The 18,989-nt window shown below is 57.5% G+C and carries 18 protein-coding genes and 1 tRNA gene; 10 read left to right on the forward strand and 9 right to left on the reverse strand.

The features are described 5' to 3' along the window. Positions 1-484: 484 nt before the first annotated feature. Both J2X24_RS21000 and J2X24_RS21005 read right to left on the reverse strand, forming a co-directional pair. Complete coding sequence (locus tag J2X24_RS21000; RefSeq protein ID WP_209725830.1) at positions 485-2,788, reverse strand: RHS repeat-associated core domain-containing protein; 2,304 nt, start codon at positions 2,786-2,788, stop codon at positions 485-487. Between the two features lie 10 nt (positions 2,789-2,798). Beyond that, positions 2,799-4,877 (reverse strand): hypothetical protein, encoded by a 2,079-nt coding sequence (locus J2X24_RS21005; RefSeq protein ID WP_209725832.1) that lies wholly within the window; start codon positions 4,875-4,877, stop codon positions 2,799-2,801. Positions 4,878-5,038: 161 nt separating this feature from the next. Between J2X24_RS21005 and J2X24_RS21010 the strand changes: the two genes are divergently transcribed. Both J2X24_RS21010 and J2X24_RS21015 read left to right on the forward strand, forming a co-directional pair. Further along, positions 5,039-5,269, forward strand: a complete 231-nt coding sequence (locus J2X24_RS21010) for an RHS repeat domain-containing protein (protein ID WP_245345011.1) — start codon at positions 5,039-5,041, stop codon at positions 5,267-5,269. 140 nt (positions 5,270-5,409) lie between these two features. After that, on the forward strand, positions 5,410-6,096 hold the full coding sequence (locus J2X24_RS21015; RefSeq protein ID WP_209725834.1) for a hypothetical protein: 687 nt from the start codon (positions 5,410-5,412) through the stop codon (positions 6,094-6,096). 26 nt (positions 6,097-6,122) lie between these two features. Here J2X24_RS21015 and J2X24_RS21020 read toward each other — a convergent pair whose 3' ends face one another. Next, positions 6,123-6,935, reverse strand: a complete 813-nt coding sequence (locus tag J2X24_RS21020; protein ID WP_209725836.1) for a hypothetical protein — start codon at positions 6,933-6,935, stop codon at positions 6,123-6,125. Positions 6,936-7,093: 158 nt separating this feature from the next. Here J2X24_RS21020 and J2X24_RS21025 point away from each other — a divergent pair, with 158 nt between their 5' ends. Continuing rightward, complete coding sequence (locus J2X24_RS21025; protein ID WP_209725838.1) at positions 7,094-7,297, forward strand: helix-turn-helix domain-containing protein; 204 nt, start codon at positions 7,094-7,096, stop codon at positions 7,295-7,297. 17 nt (positions 7,298-7,314) lie between these two features. Here J2X24_RS21025 and J2X24_RS21030 read toward each other — a convergent pair whose 3' ends face one another. From J2X24_RS21030 to J2X24_RS21050, 5 genes are all read right to left on the reverse strand, one after another. Further along, on the reverse strand, positions 7,315-8,349 hold the full coding sequence (locus J2X24_RS21030; protein ID WP_209725840.1) for a tyrosine-type recombinase/integrase: 1,035 nt from the start codon (positions 8,347-8,349) through the stop codon (positions 7,315-7,317). After that, complete coding sequence (locus tag J2X24_RS21035) at positions 8,346-9,455, reverse strand: hypothetical protein (RefSeq protein ID WP_209725842.1); 1,110 nt, start codon at positions 9,453-9,455, stop codon at positions 8,346-8,348. The genes J2X24_RS21030 and J2X24_RS21035 overlap by 4 nt, the downstream gene beginning before the upstream one ends. A gap of 124 nt (positions 9,456-9,579) precedes the next feature. Then, a complete protein-coding gene (locus J2X24_RS22885; RefSeq protein ID WP_310005249.1) occupies positions 9,580-11,376 on the reverse strand; it encodes a DUF6538 domain-containing protein in 1,797 nt (598 codons plus the stop codon). A gap of 100 nt (positions 11,377-11,476) precedes the next feature. After that, a tRNA-Ser gene (locus J2X24_RS21045) sits at positions 11,477-11,567 on the reverse strand. 72 nt (positions 11,568-11,639) lie between these two features. Further along, a complete protein-coding gene (locus tag J2X24_RS21050; protein WP_209725846.1) occupies positions 11,640-11,966 on the reverse strand; it encodes a hypothetical protein in 327 nt (108 codons plus the stop codon). 209 nt (positions 11,967-12,175) lie between these two features. Here J2X24_RS21050 and J2X24_RS21055 point away from each other — a divergent pair, with 209 nt between their 5' ends. The 7 genes from J2X24_RS21055 to J2X24_RS21085 all read left to right on the forward strand — a co-directional run bounded on the left by J2X24_RS21055 (position 12,176) and on the right by J2X24_RS21085 (position 18,496). After that, complete coding sequence (locus J2X24_RS21055) at positions 12,176-13,705, forward strand: undecaprenyl-phosphate glucose phosphotransferase (RefSeq protein ID WP_209725848.1); 1,530 nt, start codon at positions 12,176-12,178, stop codon at positions 13,703-13,705. 29 nt (positions 13,706-13,734) lie between these two features. Continuing rightward, a complete protein-coding gene (locus J2X24_RS21060; protein ID WP_209725850.1) occupies positions 13,735-15,186 on the forward strand; it encodes a lipopolysaccharide biosynthesis protein in 1,452 nt (483 codons plus the stop codon). Beyond that, positions 15,183-16,106, forward strand: a complete 924-nt coding sequence (locus J2X24_RS21065; RefSeq protein ID WP_209725852.1) for a glycosyltransferase family 2 protein — start codon at positions 15,183-15,185, stop codon at positions 16,104-16,106. The genes J2X24_RS21060 and J2X24_RS21065 overlap by 4 nt, the downstream gene beginning before the upstream one ends. Beyond that, on the forward strand, positions 16,106-16,885 hold the full coding sequence (locus J2X24_RS21070; protein ID WP_209725854.1) for a polysaccharide deacetylase family protein: 780 nt from the start codon (positions 16,106-16,108) through the stop codon (positions 16,883-16,885). Before J2X24_RS21065 ends, J2X24_RS21070 begins: the two co-directional genes overlap by 1 nt. Before the next feature lie 117 nt (positions 16,886-17,002). Then, entirely contained in the window at positions 17,003-17,671 is a 669-nt protein-coding gene (locus tag J2X24_RS21075) for a helix-turn-helix domain-containing protein (RefSeq protein ID WP_209725856.1), read from the forward strand. Between the two features lie 28 nt (positions 17,672-17,699). Beyond that, complete coding sequence (locus tag J2X24_RS21080) at positions 17,700-18,047, forward strand: hypothetical protein (RefSeq protein WP_209725858.1); 348 nt, start codon at positions 17,700-17,702, stop codon at positions 18,045-18,047. Continuing rightward, positions 18,047-18,496, forward strand: a complete 450-nt coding sequence (locus J2X24_RS21085) for a hypothetical protein (protein ID WP_209725860.1) — start codon at positions 18,047-18,049, stop codon at positions 18,494-18,496. The genes J2X24_RS21080 and J2X24_RS21085 overlap by 1 nt, the downstream gene beginning before the upstream one ends. A 21-nt stretch (positions 18,497-18,517) precedes the next feature. On the opposite strand, the gene J2X24_RS21090 is transcribed toward J2X24_RS21085, so the two are convergent. Next, positions 18,518-18,904 (reverse strand): helix-turn-helix domain-containing protein, encoded by a 387-nt coding sequence (locus J2X24_RS21090; RefSeq protein ID WP_209725862.1) that lies wholly within the window; start codon positions 18,902-18,904, stop codon positions 18,518-18,520. Positions 18,905-18,989 lie beyond the last annotated feature (85 nt).

An 18,989-nucleotide genomic window follows, 5' to 3' on the forward strand; every position in this document is an offset into this window, starting at 1 on the left:
ATCGGTACTGGCCTCCTCCCAGCACCAAGTTTGAATCACTGTTCGGACGGAATGGGAATCCCCTATCGATTCAAACCGCTAGAAATCTGCTCTAGAAACCGTCCCATAGACGATTTTCCCGTGAAATTAATTGCACGGAACAATGCTCGAATCGTAGCCTGCACTTCAACTTAGAAGTCGAACTACGAAACTATCCGGGCTTTTTTCTTTTCAGAACGGCGTTTAGACCAACGGTGATTAGTACTGTCACTACGATTGCCGACAGTAACCACCCGCTTGAATCAATTAACAATCGCTCAGCCTCAGTTACATAGACGACCTCACCGCCCCGAGCCTTATATGCAAAAGCATATTCATGTATTGGAGACGCAGGTCGCTTGCTTATAATGTCGTTGACATAAAAAGTCGACCACATAATAAAAATCACTCCAATTACAGATACTGCATTGAAGAGATATTTTATATATCTGACCACGAAAACACCTCACTTTGTACACGCGTTTCCATGTTGGCAAGTCAATGGCACATTATTCAGTGCCCGATTCACCTCAGGATTATCGCGGGATTTTATTTCTGTCGTATTACTTGCACCAACACTTCCACCCGGTGTGCTTGGCGTGCCAACTCCAACCGTCACAGCCACGACGTTCTGTCCGTTACCGTTGGTGGCATGGGAAACGCCACCACTTGCTACACCAGCCCCGCCTTGAGCTACAGTAGCTTTCCCCATTTGGTCATCTACGCTTCCATTTGCAACAGACGCCACTACAGCGCCCTGTGCTCTAGCGCCCGTACTGTTTCCAACGGCGCCGGTTTTTGTTTCTAGAACCTTCACATTGCCCTTGCTATCTGCGGCAACGACGACTGTTTGCGAACCATTTACAGGTCCCGCATTTCCGCCGCCGGTCACGCCAACTGAAACTGTGGTGCCAGGTGCAAAGTTGTTCTTTTCTAAAGCTTTGTCTCCAGCTTCGCCGACGGCCTTTGCAGGCAATTTGTCATTAGACTTGTAGTCCTCTTTGTAAACAGCGCGCATGTTTTCCGTTCCCGTAGGATCGGTTCCATTGATCGGATCCCCACCAACATAGGCATACAGGTTCAGATCGTCCTCTGACCCAATCGGATCAGTCTGGAGGAACCGCCCATACGCGGGATCATAGGCCCGGGCCTTGTAGTAGTAGAGCTTGGCGTCAGGCAGGGTCACCTGGCCGGTGTAGCGGAAGCGCAAGCTGCTCCAGTTCTCGTTGTTGTTGACATCCTTCGGCTCGCCATATGGGCCGTACTTGAAGATCGTCCCCGGAGTGCCGGATTCTCCGGTGTAGGAGATCACGCTGCCCTGGTAGTTGGTGTAGAGCCAGCGCTTGTCGCTGGCGCCGGAGCCTTCGAACCACAGGAGCGGATTGTCGGTGCCCGTGCCATGGATATAGCGGCGCAGCGGCGTGGTGTTCGACCCCGCATATTCGGCGATCAGGTTGACGCCGTCATAGAGGAAGGTCGTCCAGGTCGAGCCGCCATCGGTGGAGTAGCGATAGAGCCGGCCTTCGGGATCGTAGTTCAGCCGCATGTTGGCGGTGGAACTGACCACGCTCAGCAGACGGTTCTCGAGGTCGTAGGTCATGGTCCGGCCGCCCGAGCCTTCATAGGTCAGGTTGCCCCGGGCATCATAGCCGCCGACAGAAACGATACCGGTATCGCGGTTCAGGCCGTCGTGGGTCTTGTTGACCGTGGAACTGGACAGTTCCTTGTAGTCATAGACCGTCGAGGTCGCGCTCGAGGTCTGGATCTGGCTTGCCGGATTGTAGCCGAAGGTCCAGGTCACATCGTAAGCGGTGCCGGCCAGATCGTTGGTCATCGAGGTCAGGCGGCCCACGCCGTCATAGCTGTAGGTCGTCGAGCCGCCGATCTTGCCGTGCCCCAGCAGACGGCCGAGGTTCTCATAGGATTGCGTCAACAGGCCCGAGGTCGCGTTCCAGCCAAGGGACGTCATGCGGTTGGCGTTATCCAGCCCATAGCCCACCGTGTTCAGGTCCGGATGGATCAGCGATATCCGTGCGCCAGCAGCATTATAGGCATAGCCCACCGTCCGGCCGTTCATGTCGGTCGTCGATACGATCCTTCCCAGGCCGTCATAGCTATAGGACACCTGACCGCCGCCGGTGAACGCCTTGGTGACCAGCCGTCCCAAGCCGTCGTAGGTCGTCGCCGTGTCGGCGATGGCGGAACCGCTGCGGGCAATCTGGCGGTTGAGGCTGTCATAGCCATAGTTGATGATGTTGCCGTCACGCCTGCGCCACGAAGTCTGGTTGCCGTTCGCGTCATACCAGTATTCCTCATAGTCGGTCGTGCTCGACTGCTCAACACCGACCGTCGTGACCGGGAAGCGCAGCTTCTTCAGCCGGTCGAAGCCATCATATTCGTAAGTCGTCTTGTTATGGTTGGCATCGATCTCGACCGTCTTCTGACCGTTCGGGCTATAGTCGTACCAGGCATATTGCCGGACGATCGGTGTGCCAACGGCCTGATAAACCGCCTTCAACCGGCCGACAGCGTCATAGATATTCTGAGTGATCCGGTCCGGTCCATGGGCGCCCTCCGTCCCAAGGGCGCAGGCATCAGTAGGCAGCCCGCCAAAGGCCGCCGGGTTCATGCGAGAAACAGTGCAAACGGGTTGGTCGCGGTAATTGTAGCTGACCTGCGTGACGCTGTGGACAGTCTCGGCGTGAGCTCCTGCTGCGCCCGTAAAGAACAGACCCACAATTGCCGTGGTAATTTTCAGTTTCGCTTTCATCTCCGCCCCCTTACGGCTGAACCTGTTCCGTCTTGATCAATCGGCCAAGCGTGTCGAAGGTCCGGCGCACGAAGCTTGTACGTGTCATTTCGTAACCTGGGCGGCAATCCGTCGTGCTCGATCCGAAGCCCGTATCGGTTTGGGCCTCCGTACTGTCAGGGTTGTAATTGTGCCTGATCATCGTCCGGACCAATGGACCAGCGCCATCGGGGTCGACTCCGATCTCACAGACCTTGCGGCGATCGGCGTCATAAGTTGCGTAAGAGACATCGACTGCCCCGGCTAAAGGCCCATCGACAGCAACGACGTTGCCGACATTGTCGTAAGTGTAAGCCGTAGTAGCTGAAAGACTTCCGGCGCCATCGGTTTGGGTGACACTAAACGGCAAAAAGGTTTTATAGGTCTTGGGCGCTGTGGTCGAATTACCGTAGTCGGTAACCGTTACCGACGTCGTTACGGCCGTCGGACACGCCGCCAAGCCAAGCTGACCTGAGTTAAGCCCGCAAGCCTCTGTACGTGTCAGACGATAGATGTAGCCGTTACCGGTATCAAACGGTGTATAGGTGTTGTAAGTTCGATGCCGCAGACCGTTCTGGTCGGCGGGAAGCGTGACTGTCAGCACGCCACCATGCGTAGGGTCGTAGACATAGTCCGTTTGATTGTTTTTTGCGTCCCTGGTCCAGTTCGGCTGGTTGCACATCTTCATGTTGGCGCAGGTTGCACTAAAGTCAGAAGCCGTAACGAGGGTCGCATCACCCGCCTTGTTCGTGTGCGTCTCGCTTACAACATTGAACCTGGCGTTATATCCGTATGTGATCTTGTTGCCCTCGGGTTTTGTGATCGTCCCGATCGCAAGCGCGCCGCCAACGTTGACATTTGTGTAAACCGTCAGTTGGTTCAGCTCGTTCTTCTCATTGCTGGGAAGCTGAGACGCCTTATGGAAGTTATAGACCCTGGCCGGCCCGCCACCGGGATTGGACGCTGTGGTCGTACGCCCGTCCGTGCTGTTGATCAGGTCCAGGTTCGTGTCTGAATAGCCATATCCCCACGTGCCCGCTGGCGTTGTCAGCGTCTTGATCCGGCCGAAATTGTCGTAGGTCGTCGTGAACTCCGCGCCAGTAGGCAGGCGAACATAGTTGAGAACGTCTATTTCTACATTTTCGAACGCGTTCAGAATGCCATACCGGTAGGTCCCGCCCGCTGGACGCGTGATGTCGACAACGAACATGTTGATGTGAGCGATGTTCAGTAAAGCGTCGTAGGACGAGCAGTTAAGCGGCGCGAATGTGCAGGTGGTCGTCGTGGTGTTGACTGCGTAGACTTTGCTGAGGTGGCGGCTATTAGAATACAGATATTCATACTTCAGGCCGTACCCCGTGTTGGTCACCACACTGTTGATGCGGTAGGGACAGCCGACCGTCAGGGCGCAAGAGCCCAACTCATCATAAGTAATGGTAATCTTGACGCCATTCGCGTTCTCGATTCGCTTCAAGCGCGCTATGGTTCCCGTATAGGGAGGATTAATGTTTCCCGTGAAAGCGTCAAAATAGAAAACGTCGCCGCTTGTGTTGGTGTAAATATACTCGCTGCCGGACTTAACCAGGGTAGAAGACCGGCTCAGCGAGTTTTTACAATCGGTCGAGCAGGCTCCACCGGTACCGCCGACTTTTAAAAACGAGTCCGAGCCCGACGAAACCGTGACCTTTGTCTTGCCGGAATCGACGTTGACGCTGTTGTCGAGCGTTATCTTGCCATTGTAAGTGTCGATAAACTCGGCGTCGCTTGTGTGTTGGCTGTAGCTCCAACGAAGTCCACCATTCGCGGCGTTTCCAATCGTAAGGTGTTCATCCGTTCGTGTGTAATGTCCGGATAGGAGGTCGACGTTATTCTGGTCAAGAATCGGACGCTCAATCGCGGTCTTGCTCATGCCGTCGATACCCTTCTTAGCAATGGCAAAAGCGGAACCAGCGGGCAAGGCCACGATTATCGCCGCGATCGACGCCGCATATGCAGCACGGCGCTTCGCCCCTGTCCGTTTGACCAAACCCTTCAATTTGACCTGTTGGTTTAGGCGTACCGAACGACTCATATTCCCCTCCCAGGTGCAAGACTGCCGCTGGGCAGACAATCATGGGATGCATTCGATGACAACGTGCCCCCGAACTTATCCACAGACATTGTTACGCGCGTCACTTGTGTTCGTATCCGGTTGGACTACGCTCGTGACTAAGCGAAGCGATGGGGAACGGCATGACGCACAAAAGCCTGACATCCAGATATATGGCCGCGGCCCTCAAGAGTGCTCTGATCATTGGAGCAGCGCTGTCCTTTGCGGGACAAGCGAATGCGGGCACGACGACGTATAAATACGATGCGCTTGGCCGGGTTGTAGAGGTTCTATATCCGGATGGCTCGAAGATCACCTACACCTATGACGCCGCCGGCAACCGTACCCAGGTCGTGCGCACCGCAGGGACCTGACCGGCGTCTCTTCACCCGGCAGCGGGACAATATGAATGACGCCTGACATGTTCATTAGTCCGGCCTCCGCAACCTTTGCGAGATTAGCCAAAATCGCACACTCTGCGTTTGGTGCGGCGCTGGCCTCGGCGTCCGCGTGTTTGAACCGCCTGCCCTTGCAGCGTCTGCCCAAACACCGGCGTCCCATCGCCATTGCGGTCTCTCTCGCGCTGCACGTTCTCTTTGCCGTAGCCCTCCTGCCCAACACCCCTTCCGGCTTTTCGACCGGCGGCCAGGGCGGCGCCTATCAGGGGGAAGACGAAGGCTTAAGCCTCGACCTGACGGCCATGGCCCTGCCGGAAGCCCAATCGCTAGAGATACGCGAACCCCAGCCCGAAAGCGTGTCGGAACTGGACGCGCTCGACGACCTGACGACTCTGGCCAGGACGGAAAGTTTCAGCGCCGCACTTCCCGCCATGCCCGCCGTGGAGGAGATGGACGCGGCCGAGACGACGGCCGCAAAATCCGCACTAAAGTCCGCCGCGCCCGAGGGCGGCGAAGGCCAAGGTGGAACCTCGTCCGGTGCATTGGACGACTTGTGGGCGGCCATTGCCCCGTGTTGGCGTCGCATTGCCGACACCAAAACCCTGCCGGTCAATCTGACCGTGACCTTCGCTGCAAATGGCATGCTGGCCAAGCCGCCGGAAATAGCGCGCAAGGCGGAGGACGCATCCAACCCCCAGGCCCTGCGTTCCGAAAGCCTGGCCATCACGGCGCTGGCCGAATGCGGCGCCTATCAGATGGCCGCCGGACGCGAGAGCGTGAACATCCACTTCCCGAAGCCGTGACGCGCCAGTCAATGCAATTAATTGCACTATAAACTCGAAATTAGCTGCCAGTCAGTCCAAACCTGTTTTGTTTGACCGTTTTCGTCGACCAGTATCAGTTGCTTGTATCCTGAGGCACTATCAACGCTGACAGCCTTCGTTCCCTCACTGACAAAGAAGCAGGACGTTTGGCTTTCAATCAAAGCACTATTTCCGTTCTGCCATAGCTGTATCGCCTTATCGACGTCCGTGAGGTAGGCGCAGACTGGGCCGCCATATGTAAAAACTGTGTCGTAATTTAGCGATTTCTCATCTGACACACACATTGCCGCTGCTTGATTTAACGTCAAAATCCCTTTCGGGTTGGTGCTTTTCGCGGCACTCATACATTTAAGTATTTCAGCTTCAGTCATTCTACTTTTGTCAGCTAGGGGCTGAACAAGACGTAAAATTGTCCCGTAACTATCTTCATTCAAAGGTTCTGCGAAGGCCGTGAGGGTCTCATTGACGATCTGCTCTGAGGCTTCGGGTGTCTCGGTACCACGAAAGGCCAACCTGATCTCTTTTAAAGCTGAAGGAGTGTCGTTCTTGGCTGCTTTAAGAGTTTCCTTCTCCGCCGCAGCCGCTGCCTGCGCTTTCGCAGCGGCCTTTGCGGCCCGTTCCTCGGCCCATCTGGCGCTATTCGCTGCCTTTTCTTCGGCCGGCGTGAAGACTTGGTATGCGATGGCCATTCCGACGAAGAGAACGAGCAAAAATGCGGGGACGCCAAGGACAATCCATAGCAGTGGCTTCAAGCCCGGATACTTCACTGGAGGCTTACCCGTAGAGTTACTTAAACCGCTATTGTCTACCCCAGCCATCACGTCCCCCCTGATATGTACGAGACTGAAGTCTACCAAGGGGCCGTCGTAAGGCAATATCCAATTTTTGAATATTTTGTCGTCGCCGCTAGCGGTTGGAAGCGTTCCTTTCCGACTGAGCAATGGCCAAAACCCTACATACACCTCAGCACAAGCGCATGGCCGACCTGCTGACCATTAGGCGGAAAGAGGCTGGTTTAACCCAGGTTCAGGTCGCGAGTGCCTTGGGTCGTCTACAGCCGTTTATCGCCAACATTGAGAACGGTGAGCGTCGCGTCGATTTGGTCGAATTGATTGCACTTTCAAAGATTATCGGCTTCGACCTTCATGAATTCGTAAGTGAAATCGAAAGCACGTTCTGACTGCACCGGCATCTGAATTAAAGAATGGCCCCTGCCGCATTGTTTATGAACAGGTCGCTGTCGCGGATATATCGCTCCAGCATCGCATCGGAAGCATGTCCTGTCTGGGCTCGGATTTTATGGCTCGCCACGCCTGATATAGCCGCGCTGGTTACGAAGCCCGCACGTAGGGAATGGCCGGAATATCCGTCCGATCTTCGGCCAATAGCGGTCAACCGCTCCCGGACGATTAATGAAACAGCTTCGCCCGACAGCCTGTCCCGAACATGGCCATGTCTGTTTATCGACCTGAAGATCGGCCCCTCGAGGTTACCCGCAAGATCGCACCAGTTCTCCAATGCCTTGACTGGACACCAACGGCCGCGCGCGAGCGGGATACCGATTTTTCGGCCCCTGGCCTCCTGATCGGTCTTTGACCGGCGCAAGGTCAAAACCACTCCCTCCCGAACGTGTTCAATATCGGAAATATCAAGACTGACCAATTCTGAACGCCGAAATCCACCTGCAAAACCGACTAGTAAAAGTGCTTTGTCGCGGACGTCTTTTGCCCCCTGCCCCATCGCGGCCAAAATTTCATACAGATCATCTCGCAGAAGGGGTTTGGCTTCCTGTTGCGCTGTCCCTTGCGTTCTTCGGATGCCCCGCACCGTAGCCTTGATGATTTCGGACTTCGTGGGATCGGGCCAGCCTTTCATGCGGTGCGCCTTGCCGATGGCACTTAGGCGGCGGGTTATGGTGGCTGGCTTATGCGTTTCGCTTAACGCTGCGAGGTACAAGGCCAGTTTGTCGGCGGTGGCTGGGATTGCCCCTCCAAATGCCTCATAATCAGCCAAATCCGCCTCGTAGGCGCGTTTGGTGGCGGTTGATATGGAATTGGATAGGAGATCGAGTAATTGGCTGGGAGGGCTTTGGCGGGGCGTGACGACAGCCGGAATATTGCAATTAATTGCACGGACGTCGTCGCCATTAAGCATGCAATTAATTGCAAAGGCTCCGTCTAAGTCGCTTGCGTCAAACAGGAACCTCTGAGCAGATTCCAATTCATTGCTCATGCTGCCCTCCGCTTGCCGTCGAACAGCTCTGCCCGAAGCGCGTTCAAGTGTTCCAATTGCTCATGAAAAACACGCAGCAAAGGACCGATCCCTCCACGATCGACACCAACAGACATTAGGTCAGCTTCAATACCTAAATTTTCTAAAGCCCCGTGTCCCTCCCAGGATATGCGCAGCGACACTGGCGAAGCATCAGTGTGAAAGGCTGCCATTGCGGCGGCTTCCAGTCCGCGATAGTCGGCAACATATTGCTCAAGACAGTCGCGGACGAGGCTGTTGTCTCTTGCAAGTCTACCAATCGCGGCTTTGCCGATGCGTGTGTGTTTATCAAAAGCATACGAAGGAACGCCCGAAGTAAACTGGGCGTCCGGCACCGCGCATCGTTCGGTTTTTGGAACGCCCTGCTTGTGCATCTCCTGCCATAGAAGCGGCACCATGACGCAAATTGGCTCTTTGGTCCGGTGTGCGGCTATGCGGGTGGCTACCAAAAGTTCATTGGGTACGCCGTCATTCTGGAAACGGTCGAGCAGCGCCCCTAAGTCACCTGAACCAATGCGACGCTCACCTCCCCATTCGATGCCCGAACAATACCAAGCTGCAACCGCACGCGTTGCGACCGGCACCGACATATCTCCCAGTATCCTGAGGCGGTCGTCCAGGCTCAGGCAACCCACCCGCTCCCTAATACTTTCGTATTCAGGGTGACTATGGGCGACGCAGATGAGGTGGTCCGGCGAGCGGTCTTTGGGCACATTTGCTAAGAAAGCGGCCAACATACACACGACGTCGAGGTCACTGCCCAACACCTTCCGCCACTGCGGGTCCAAGCCGGCACATGCAACTATCGCCAACGCGTCGAGAGACGCAACGCCGATGTCTTCAAACGCGATTACCATAAACCGGTGCCAAATGGCCCGCGGTCGCCACCGATAAAAAGTTGCGGCAGCACGCTGAGCAAGGCGGACTTCACCACGCCGGATCGCCTTTTGAAGTAGACTCGATGCCAACCAAGCATCGACTCTAGGCAATAGCTCAACGGGCACATCCCCGCTTGTATCGCCAAACAAAAGGCATTGAAGTTGAGTACGAAAAACCGGGTCGAACATTTGCTATAACCTGTCATGTGAAACATGCAGTTTATGTTAGCTTTTAGCGACCTAAATTACAGATTTAATTCAACTTTTTACTTCTTAAATTTCCGGCGCGTCGAGGGCATTCCGAAAGCCAATACTAACTTCCAAGTTCGTCGTCGTTGGCGTCGTTAGCGACATCGGTGCTCGTGCCCGTCGAAGTCAAAATTGTCACCAAATCAATTTCGAAAATCGCCTTGTCTATCGCATTCTTTTTCTGGCTTAAGCTTGGGCCTGAACCATAGGAGCCATGCACTGATTTATCACTATGCCCCATTATCGCACGGTTTATAGTTTCGGGAGTTTCAGCAGCCTCCATTGCATCTTTGAAACAATGGCGGAACGAATGGAACCTAGTCGAGCTATGATAAGCGCCAGTGATCTGAGTATAGCGAGTCCAGAATTTGGAAAAATTAGCACTATAGTATCCGTCTTTCGCACATTGGATTTCCTCGAAAAGCCTTTTGCGCTTACTCTTTTTTGCCTCTTCTAAATAAGCTTGAAATCCAAGTTTCATTAGAACGTCTGGAACAGGCACCTGCCGCTTACTTTCATCCGTTTTCAATCGCTTGTCTTTGTCCTCCGACGTGTTGATGTCGAAGTAAAGAATGCTCAGTTTCTCTCGCACGTCCGCAACGAGCAACTGGACGATTTCACCGAGTCTCATACCTGTCAGTAAGGCGATTATCGGTATCCAATAATATGCGTCCTTTAGAATTATTTTGCCTGGCCTGTTTCGTCTGGACGTCGAGAAGCTTCCTTGGAAAACCGGCGAAGTGAATATCTGGTGAAGTTGACCTTTGTTATAGGGATTGACGTCATTGCTAACGTTTTCCGCGCTGGACACGATAACCTTCAGATTTCCGCCTAGCTTTGCAGAAAGTAATTCCTCAGCATGGCACCAATTCAAAAATATATTGAAGAAATTTAGATATTTTTGCTGCGTGGCCGGCGATATTGGCATCGCATCATTGTTCGTCGCCAATACTTCGGAAAGCGACATTCCCTTAAATTGTTTGAGCTTTACCATCCCGTTGGGAACTTTTTCCAACGCGTCTCGAAAAGCCTTCACATCAACTTTTGTCAGGCTGGTCAACGGGCGTTCAGGCCCAACGATGTCAGCCACCCAGCCTAAAACTCGCCTAAAATCGGCCAGCGTCTTTTCAACAACGCCTGACTTAGCCTTGAATTCCAAAAACTGCTCAATGACAAAATCGAGACGTTTGCTGGTGGCTTCAACCTCCCCCTCCTCCTTAGTGTTGCTCACCTCCCACGGCTGAGAGTAGGGTTCATTAAAACCGGTCGGAAGCATGTTTACAAAGAGGGGATCGGAAACGACCATGCCTGCCGGATCGCCTGACAGAGACGCGATCAAATAGCGAATTTGGGCAAGTTTGGCCCTGACCACGCCGTCATAAGCTATGTCTCGAACGTCTAGGCCAATCTCCGTATCGGACGGCTTGAACGCTTCCAAGAGCCTGTTCACGTCCCCACGATCCCCGCTATCATAGGCCCGCGACACGAGCCTCTTACGGGTCGCAGCTTCAGCCGTTTTCAAACTCTCGATTTCATTTTCCAAATCGATTTGCGGATCTAGCGGGAGATCATGGGACAGCTCTAGAGCTTGGTTCAGACTGTGCTGGAAGTAGGTGCGCACGAAGCCGTGCACCTCGGGAACAGTTAGAAACTTCATTTGCCCAATTCGTGCAGATAGGACTTCAAAGGCGTTGCTTAGGCAACGGCACAGACGCTTAGCATACTGAAAATCTCCCGTCCTCAAGGAGATTTTCACCTCAGCTATCCCGAGAAAGCTATCACGAATTTCGGTCGGAACCCTGGCCCGGAAATAGTAGGCGGTTCCACGACGAACGAGGTGATTGACGGATATCCGACTCACAAAGGTGCCCCAGTGTACCAAGTTGGTGTACCACTCGGGCGATCCGCTAATTTGGGGGGACTCTTCGGGTCCTTATCCCGCAATGCTTTGCGAGATAAGGTGGCGGAGACGGTGGGATTCGAACCCACGGTACCCTTTTGGGGTACGCTCATTTAGCAAACGAGTACCTTCGGCCTCTCGGTCACGTCTCCGTTACGGGTTTGATTAGCCAATTCCGCTTTGAAACGCAACGCCGAAGGCAAAAATGTTCACAGACCCAATAGCTAACAGTACCCATCCCTAAGTCCCAAAGTCTCGCGGACACCGGTATGCCCCTGCGCGGCCGCCCAGACAAAGGCCACGACTTCATCGCGAATATCATCGGCATGACCGTCCGCGACACGATAGCGATCGACCTGCGCCTCAAAATAATCCGTCAGCCGGTCTTCGGCGTCGTCACCGAACAACTCTTCCGGCGCCAGGGCCAGAGTGATTCCGGTCAGCGCCTTGACGGCGTTCAGCCGGTCGATCGCCCCATGGCGATAGCGATCCAGAATACTATGGAGCGTCGGCGCGAAGGCCGGTTGGTCGTCCGTCCCGGTTGTGCTCATGAAAGCCCTGCGAAGCTGTTGACGTGAACGTAAGACTAGCCTCGCGATCATAAGAACGGCGTTCGGATCGCGGGTCATTTCCGAAAATTCCGTACCAAACCCCGGAAAAACCTTGTGCCGGCCATAAAAAAACCCGGCTGTTAACCGGCCCCTAAATGCATTCGGTTATGCTGGGCACAGGACAGAACGCCCTTAAGAGCAAAGCCAGAATGAACGCCGCCGTACCCCCCGACAGGCTCGCCCAAGCCATCCTCGCCGATTCCACCGCTGACGCCGTGCTGCCGAAGACCGGCCGCGACCGCCGCGGTCCCTTCCGTCCCGAAAAGCTTTTGTCGGCGCGTCAGCGCGGTGACGGCGACATGTATGTCCGCCTGTTCCGCGCCATTGATGGCCTGGCTGTGCTGGCCGCCACCGCCGTGTGCGCCGCAAGCGTTCTGCCCGAGGGTCTGCTGGCTGCGCCGCTCGGTAACGTCCTGCCGTTCGCAACGGGCGTGCTGGTCCTGGCCTGGGCCCTGCCGGCGCTCAGCCTCTATCGTTTCGGGCGTAAGGAAGGCTTGCCGGTCCACCTGGCGCGTCTGGCCGGCGCCTTCGCCGCCGCCTTTATCGCCGCATGGGTCGTCAGCTTTCTGGCGCCCGATCTGGGCCTGGCCGCTCTCCTGCCCGGCTGGGCCGGCCTGAGCCTGGCCGTCGTCGCCGGGCTGCACATCGTCTGGTGGAGCTTCATCCAGCGCTGGCGCCGTCTCGGCAAGCTCACGCCCTCCATCGTTATCGTCGGTGCGACCAAACATGCCCACAAGCTGATCGAAGCCGCCAAGGCCGAGGGTGACGTCAATGTGCTCGGCATCTTCGACGATCGCCTGGCGCGCAACCCGGATGCCGTGGCCGGCGTGCCGGTGCTGGGCGACGTTCAGTCGCTGCTCGGCCACAAGATCACCCCCTATGTCGACCAGATCGTGGTGGCGCTCGACACCACTGCCCGCACACGCGTCCGCGCCATCGTTGAAAAGCTGCGCGCCCTGCCCAACGAAGTCGCCCTCTTCGTTGACGTCGAGACCGAAAAGGACGTCAAGACCGCCTGGTCGCGCGTCGCCGACATGCCGTTGGCGCGCGTTTCCGGTGTCGCCAGCGACAGCCGCAAGGCCTTGGTCAAGCGCGCCGCCGACATCGTCATCGGCGCGCTGGCCCTCATCGCCTTCTCGCCGATCATGCTGGCGGTTGCCGTCATGATCAAACTCGACAGCCCCGGCCCGATCTTCTTCCGTCAGCGCCGCCACGGCTTCAACAACGAAGCCATCATGGTCTGGAAGTTCCGGTCGATGTACACCCACCTGACTGACCACACCGCTTCTCAGCAGGTGACCAAGGGCGACCCGCGCGTCACCAAAATCGGCCGCTTCATCCGCAAGACCTCGATCGACGAACTGCCGCAGCTGTTCAACGTGCTGATCGGCGAAATGTCGCTGGTCGGGCCCCGCCCCCACGCCATCGGCATGAAGACGGGTTCGGAGGAAAGCGCGCAACTGGTCGCCGAGTATGCCTGGCGCCACCGTATGAAGCCGGGCGTCACCGGCTGGGCCGCGATCCACGGCTCGCGCGGGCCGATGGACACGCCCGAAGACGTCAAGCGCCGCATCGCGCTGGATGTCGAATATATTGAGCGCCAGTCGCTGTGGCTTGACCTGCGCATCATGGCCATGACAATTCCCTGCCTGCTTGGCGACGCCAAGACGGTGCGCTGACCCCGTTGCAACCAGGAACCGCTTAGTACATGTTTTTCAGGGGTTTATGGGGATATCTTCCTGCGAATGTCCTGCAGGGTGTCGTCGGTTTCGCCACCCTCATGGTCTTTACGCGTCTGCTGACGCCTGAAGAGTATGGTCAGTATGCCCTCGCCTTCGGCATCACCACCCTGGCCCAGACCGTTTTCTTCACCTGGATCGAAGCCGCGATGGCGCGCTTCTACGTCGCGGAATCGCGCGACGATCCGGATGCCCCGCACCTCTATGGCACGCTGTGGCGACTCTATGCCTGGGTATTCGCGGGCTTCGCCGCGCTCTGCGCCGCCGGCCTGTGGCTGTGGCCGGGCAATGGCGCGCTCAAGGTCGCCATCGGCTTCGGCCTGGCGACGACCGTCTTCAAGTCCTTGATCAAGGCCGTGCAGGAACAACGCCGCGCCGAGGGCCGCGTCGGTCAGGCATCAATGATTGATATGGCGCAGACCGCTGGTGGTTTCGCCATCGGCGTCGTCTGCGCGCTTGCCGGCCTCGGCGGGGGTTCGCCGGTGCTCGGCGTCGGACTGATAGCGCTTTTGACCCTGCCGCTGTTCGCGCGCGAAGACCTGGGACGCGCTATCAAAGGCGTGTTCGATCCCGTCCGCGCCCGCGCCTACGCCCAGTACGGCATACCCGTGTCGTTGAGCCTGATCCTGACCCTGGCCCTTTATACCGTCGATCGCTTCCTGATCGCCGGCTTCCTCAACGAGGCCGAGGCTGGCGCCTATCACGCCGGCTACAGCCTGGCCTCGCGCATTCTCGACGTCCTGTTCATCTGGCTGGGCGCTGCCGGCGGCCCCGCCATGGTACATGCGTTAGAGACCGGCGGCACATCCGCGCTGCGCGACAATGCGCGGCAACAGTTCAAGACCATGGCCTTCATCATGTTCCCGGCCACAGCCGGCCTGATCATGGTCGCGCCGGCCTTCGGCACGCTGATGATCGGCGAAGCCCTGCGCCAGGACGCGCTCAGCGTCACTGCCCTGATCAGCCTCGGCGCCCTGTTCTCGGGGCTGAATACCTACTACTTCCTCCAGGCCTTTACTTTGGCCAAGACGACGCGCCTGCTGGTCGCGGCCATGGCCGTGCCGGCGGTCAGCAATATCGTGCTCAACCTGGCGCTCATACCGGCCATGGGGCTGACCGGCGCGGCCCTGGCCAGCACGCTCAGCTTCGCGCTCGGCATAGCGGCGTCGTGGCTGCTGGGCCGCAAGGCGCTGGCCCTGCCCATGCCTTGGCTCGACCTGTTCATGATGGCCGCCTGCGCCATCTTCATGATGGCCGTGGTTTCCCTGGTCCCCACCACCGGCCAGCCGATCGACCTGATTACCCAGGCCGCTTGCGGCGGCATCGTCTACGCGGGGCTGGCCTGGCTGCTTGATCTCAATGACGTTCGCGCCCTGACGGAACGCATCTATCAACGGTTGACAAAAAGGGTTGCGGCATGACCGAGGCTTTGCCCTTCCACAATCGTGCCTTCGAGACAGCGACGCCGCGGCTGTCGGTGCTGATCCCCTTCTACAACGAAAGTCCGCTTGCGCTGTTGCAAGCGCTCCGGACGCGCGATCCGCACGAGATCGAGGTCATACTGATCGATGACGGTTCGAACCGTCCGGACATCACGGCCGAGGTTCGCGCCTTCATCGCCGCCTCGCCGCTGGCCTGTGAACTGATCACGCTGATCCAGAACCAGGGCCGGTCGCGTGGCCGCAACCGCCTGACGGAAGCGGCGCGCGGGGCGCACTTTTTGTTCCTCGATTCGGACATGTTGCCAGATACGCCGGGCTTTCTCGACACCTGGCTGGCGACGGCCCGCAGAGACGCCGCCGTCGTGTTTGGCGGTTTCTCGCTCGATCAGGCGCCAGCCGATCCAGCCTTCGACGTCCATCGCGCACTTGCAGGCCATAGCGACTGCCTGAACGCCGCCGAGCGCAGCCTGATGCCTGAGAAATACGTCTTCACTTCCAACCTGCTGATCCGCCGCGACGTCTTCGCCGCTGAGGGGCTGGACCCGGAATTCACCGGCTGGGGCTGGGAGGACGTCGAATGGGCCATGCGCGTCGCCGCGCGCTTTTCCGTCGAGCATATCGACAATACCGCCACCCATATGGGGCTTGATCGTCCCGAAGCCCTGGCGCGCAAGTACGAACAGTCGGTCGGCAATTTTGCCCGCGTGATCCGGAAACATCCTCAAGTGGTTTCGCAATATGCAAGCTATAAAGCCGCGAAAGTACTTAAATTTGTGCCGCTGCTCTCAGTAGCGCGCGCGGTGCTGAAATCCGCCGCGCTCAATGCCGCCCTGCCCGCCCGCCTGCGCGCCGGGGCGCTTCGCATCTATCGCGCTGCCCTCTATGCCCAGGTGGTGTGATGGAACCCTATAGCGCCGACCGCTCGCTTTACGGCAAACTGCGCCGCCGCCTGGCCCGGCTGGTGGCGACCAAGCCCGCGCGCCTGTCCGGCCTGTCCCGCCCTCTTCTGACCATCAGTTTCGACGACGCGCCCGTGTCCGCCGCCCATGAGGGCGCAGCGATTCTGGAGCGCCATGGCGCGCGTGGCACCTATTTCATCTCGACAGGCCTCAGCGGCCAGGAAAGCCATCTTGGCCGCTATACAGACGCCGCCGACATCCGCGCGCTGCATGCCGCCGGCCACGAAATCGCCTGCCATACCTTGACGCATCTCGACTGCGGCCGCGCCAAAGGCACTGCGATCGCCGCCGAACTGGATGCGAATCACGACGCGCTAATCGCGCTCGGCGTCCCTGCTCCACGTACCTTTGCCTATCCGTACGGCGACGTGTCGCCGGCCTCCAAGGACGTGCTCAATACGCGGTTCACCGCATCGCGCGCCCTGCACCATGGCCTTGTCGTCACGGGCACCGACCTCAACCAGGCGCCGGCTGTCGGGATCGAAGGCGCCGACGGGGAAGATGTGGCGCGCCATTGGCTGGCGCGCGCGGCAGCGATGCCCGACAGCTGGCTGATTCTCTACACGCACGACGTCCGCGAAAAACCGTCGAGCTGGGGCTGCACGCCGCAGGTTCTGGAACGGCTGGTTTCTGAGGCGGTTGCAAAGGACTTTGAAATCGTCACCTTTGAAGACGGCACGCGCCGGGCCCTGGTCTCCGAGACGACCAAGGCCGCCTGACGGCCGGCGTTAAATACATTAGTATATGCACGTCGAAGTCGCGCGTAATATCGATTGCACCTCTGGCTACCCTTGTTAACATGGGGGCGAGTTGAGTTAGAGGGGGATTCCTCGCACATGGACAAACAGTCCGCCGTCGCGACACTATCAAAGCGTCAAAAGGAGATCCTGCGCCTGGCCGCCCGCCAGTACCAGGCGAAGGAAATCGCGCGCATCCTGAAAATCAGCGAGCATACCGTCAAGACGCACGTCGACGAAGCGCGGCGGCGGCTGAACGCGCCAAGCATGCGCGATGCCGCGCAAACCCTTGTGTCATATGAAGCTCAATTAGATCAGTCCCCTCAGGGGGGACCCCCGACGGAGGTGATAGCGGAGCCCGAAAAAACGGAGCAAATTCCGCCACATGACCGAGCAAACCTTATCGAACCAACACGTCATGATGATCAGCTGGAACCAACTGGAGACAGTCCTGAAAATGATGGCGGCCTCAGTAAAACAACCGCACGTGACGGACGCAGTCGCGGGGATACAGCACCATTACCGGACGGATGGACCCGAGAAGGCGCTGTTCAACCTCGTTACGGCCATAGCGTGGCTCACGGAAGATGGGACTGGGTCAGCAGACGGCTGAAAAGCCTGAGCGTTGTCCAATGCCTGGTTTTCATTTTGGGTGGCACCATTGCCTTAGGCTTCGCCGCCATCCTGATGATCCTCATGGCCATGACGATGGTCCAAGCCATTTACAATGTGACCGGCGAGCCCCTGGCCGTCGAGGAAAAGCGTTAGTCTACTTAAATCAGCAGGAAAGACAGACATGAAGCGAACGGAACTTGTGCTCCGCGGCGCGGAGCAACTGCGCGCAACCGAAAACATGATCGCCAGCGGCATCTGCGAGACCGCGAACCTGATGAGTATGCTCGAGCGAATGCGCATGGACTCGAAACTCTCGGCCGTGATAGGTCAGGAAGCAATGACCGAACTGGCGCAAACCCTGACAATTCTGGCCGGCGCGCGCGCATCCATTATCCGTGTGCACGGACATCTGGATGATGTTAAGACGCGCATCGGTTGCGGAACCTTCATGTCGGGGCAAACTGAGGAGAAACTCCCCCCCAAGCCCACCGGCCAGTTGCACGTTGTTGGGGACAATAAAGCGGCCTGATGGACTGGTACCTGGCGCATGTCATATGGGTAAACGCCGGCTGGCTGACGTTCGTCGCCTGCATGGTGCTGGCTATCTGGAAGGGCGGTCCTACCGAAAAGCGAGGCGCCGCCCTTATCGCCACCGGGTGCCTGCTTTCGCCAGTCCTCACCCGGTTCGACGGGCCGGGCCCCGGCCTGTATGTTCAGGCACTGGACACACTTCTTACTCTTGGCTTCGTCGCCCTTGCCTTGCAGTCGCGGCGCCTTTGGGTATTCGTCATCTGCATGTGCTCGCTGAACGGCCTCATCACCTATTTTGTAACGGGTTATGAGGCCTTCAGCATGTACGCCTTCGTCACAGCCACAGGGTTCTGGCTTGGCTATGCTTGGCAGCTCTGCCTGATCTTCGGCGTCATTGATTACCAGCGGACGTTAAGGCGCCAAAGCGATACGCCGAAACCTGCTTAGCGTTTCCGGCATATATCGGGCTCAATCCTGCTCCGGGAGCATCGAGCGTACCAGCGTGACCACGGCGCGGCGCCGGGCAGGCGTCAGCTTCGGAAACCACTGGGCCAGTTCGATGCCCTCGCCCGATTGCAGGAACTTGCCGACGCCGGCTTCCAGCGGACCGATATCCTCGGCCTCGGTCGCGACTTCCTCAAAGAAGTAGGCCGGCGGCATTTTGAGCGTCCGGGCAATTTCGAACAGCATCGATGCGCTGACGCGGTTGCTGCCCCGTTCGTATTTCTGCACCTGCTGGAATGTCAGGCCGATGGATTCGGCAAGATTTTGCTGGGTCAGGCCCATTTCCTTGCGACGCTTTCGGATATTGGCTCCGACCTTAATGTCCACAGGGTGGCTGTCTTCGGTACTCACACGCAACTCCTTCACTTATCGAGCGTTATAAATACGTCATATCTGGTCGTATTCCAAACGTTTGCAACCTCTGGCCGACATTTAA

The sequence above is a fragment of the Asticcacaulis solisilvae genome (genome assembly GCF_017875235.1).
GTDB lineage: Bacteria > Pseudomonadota > Alphaproteobacteria > Caulobacterales > Caulobacteraceae > Asticcacaulis > Asticcacaulis solisilvae_A.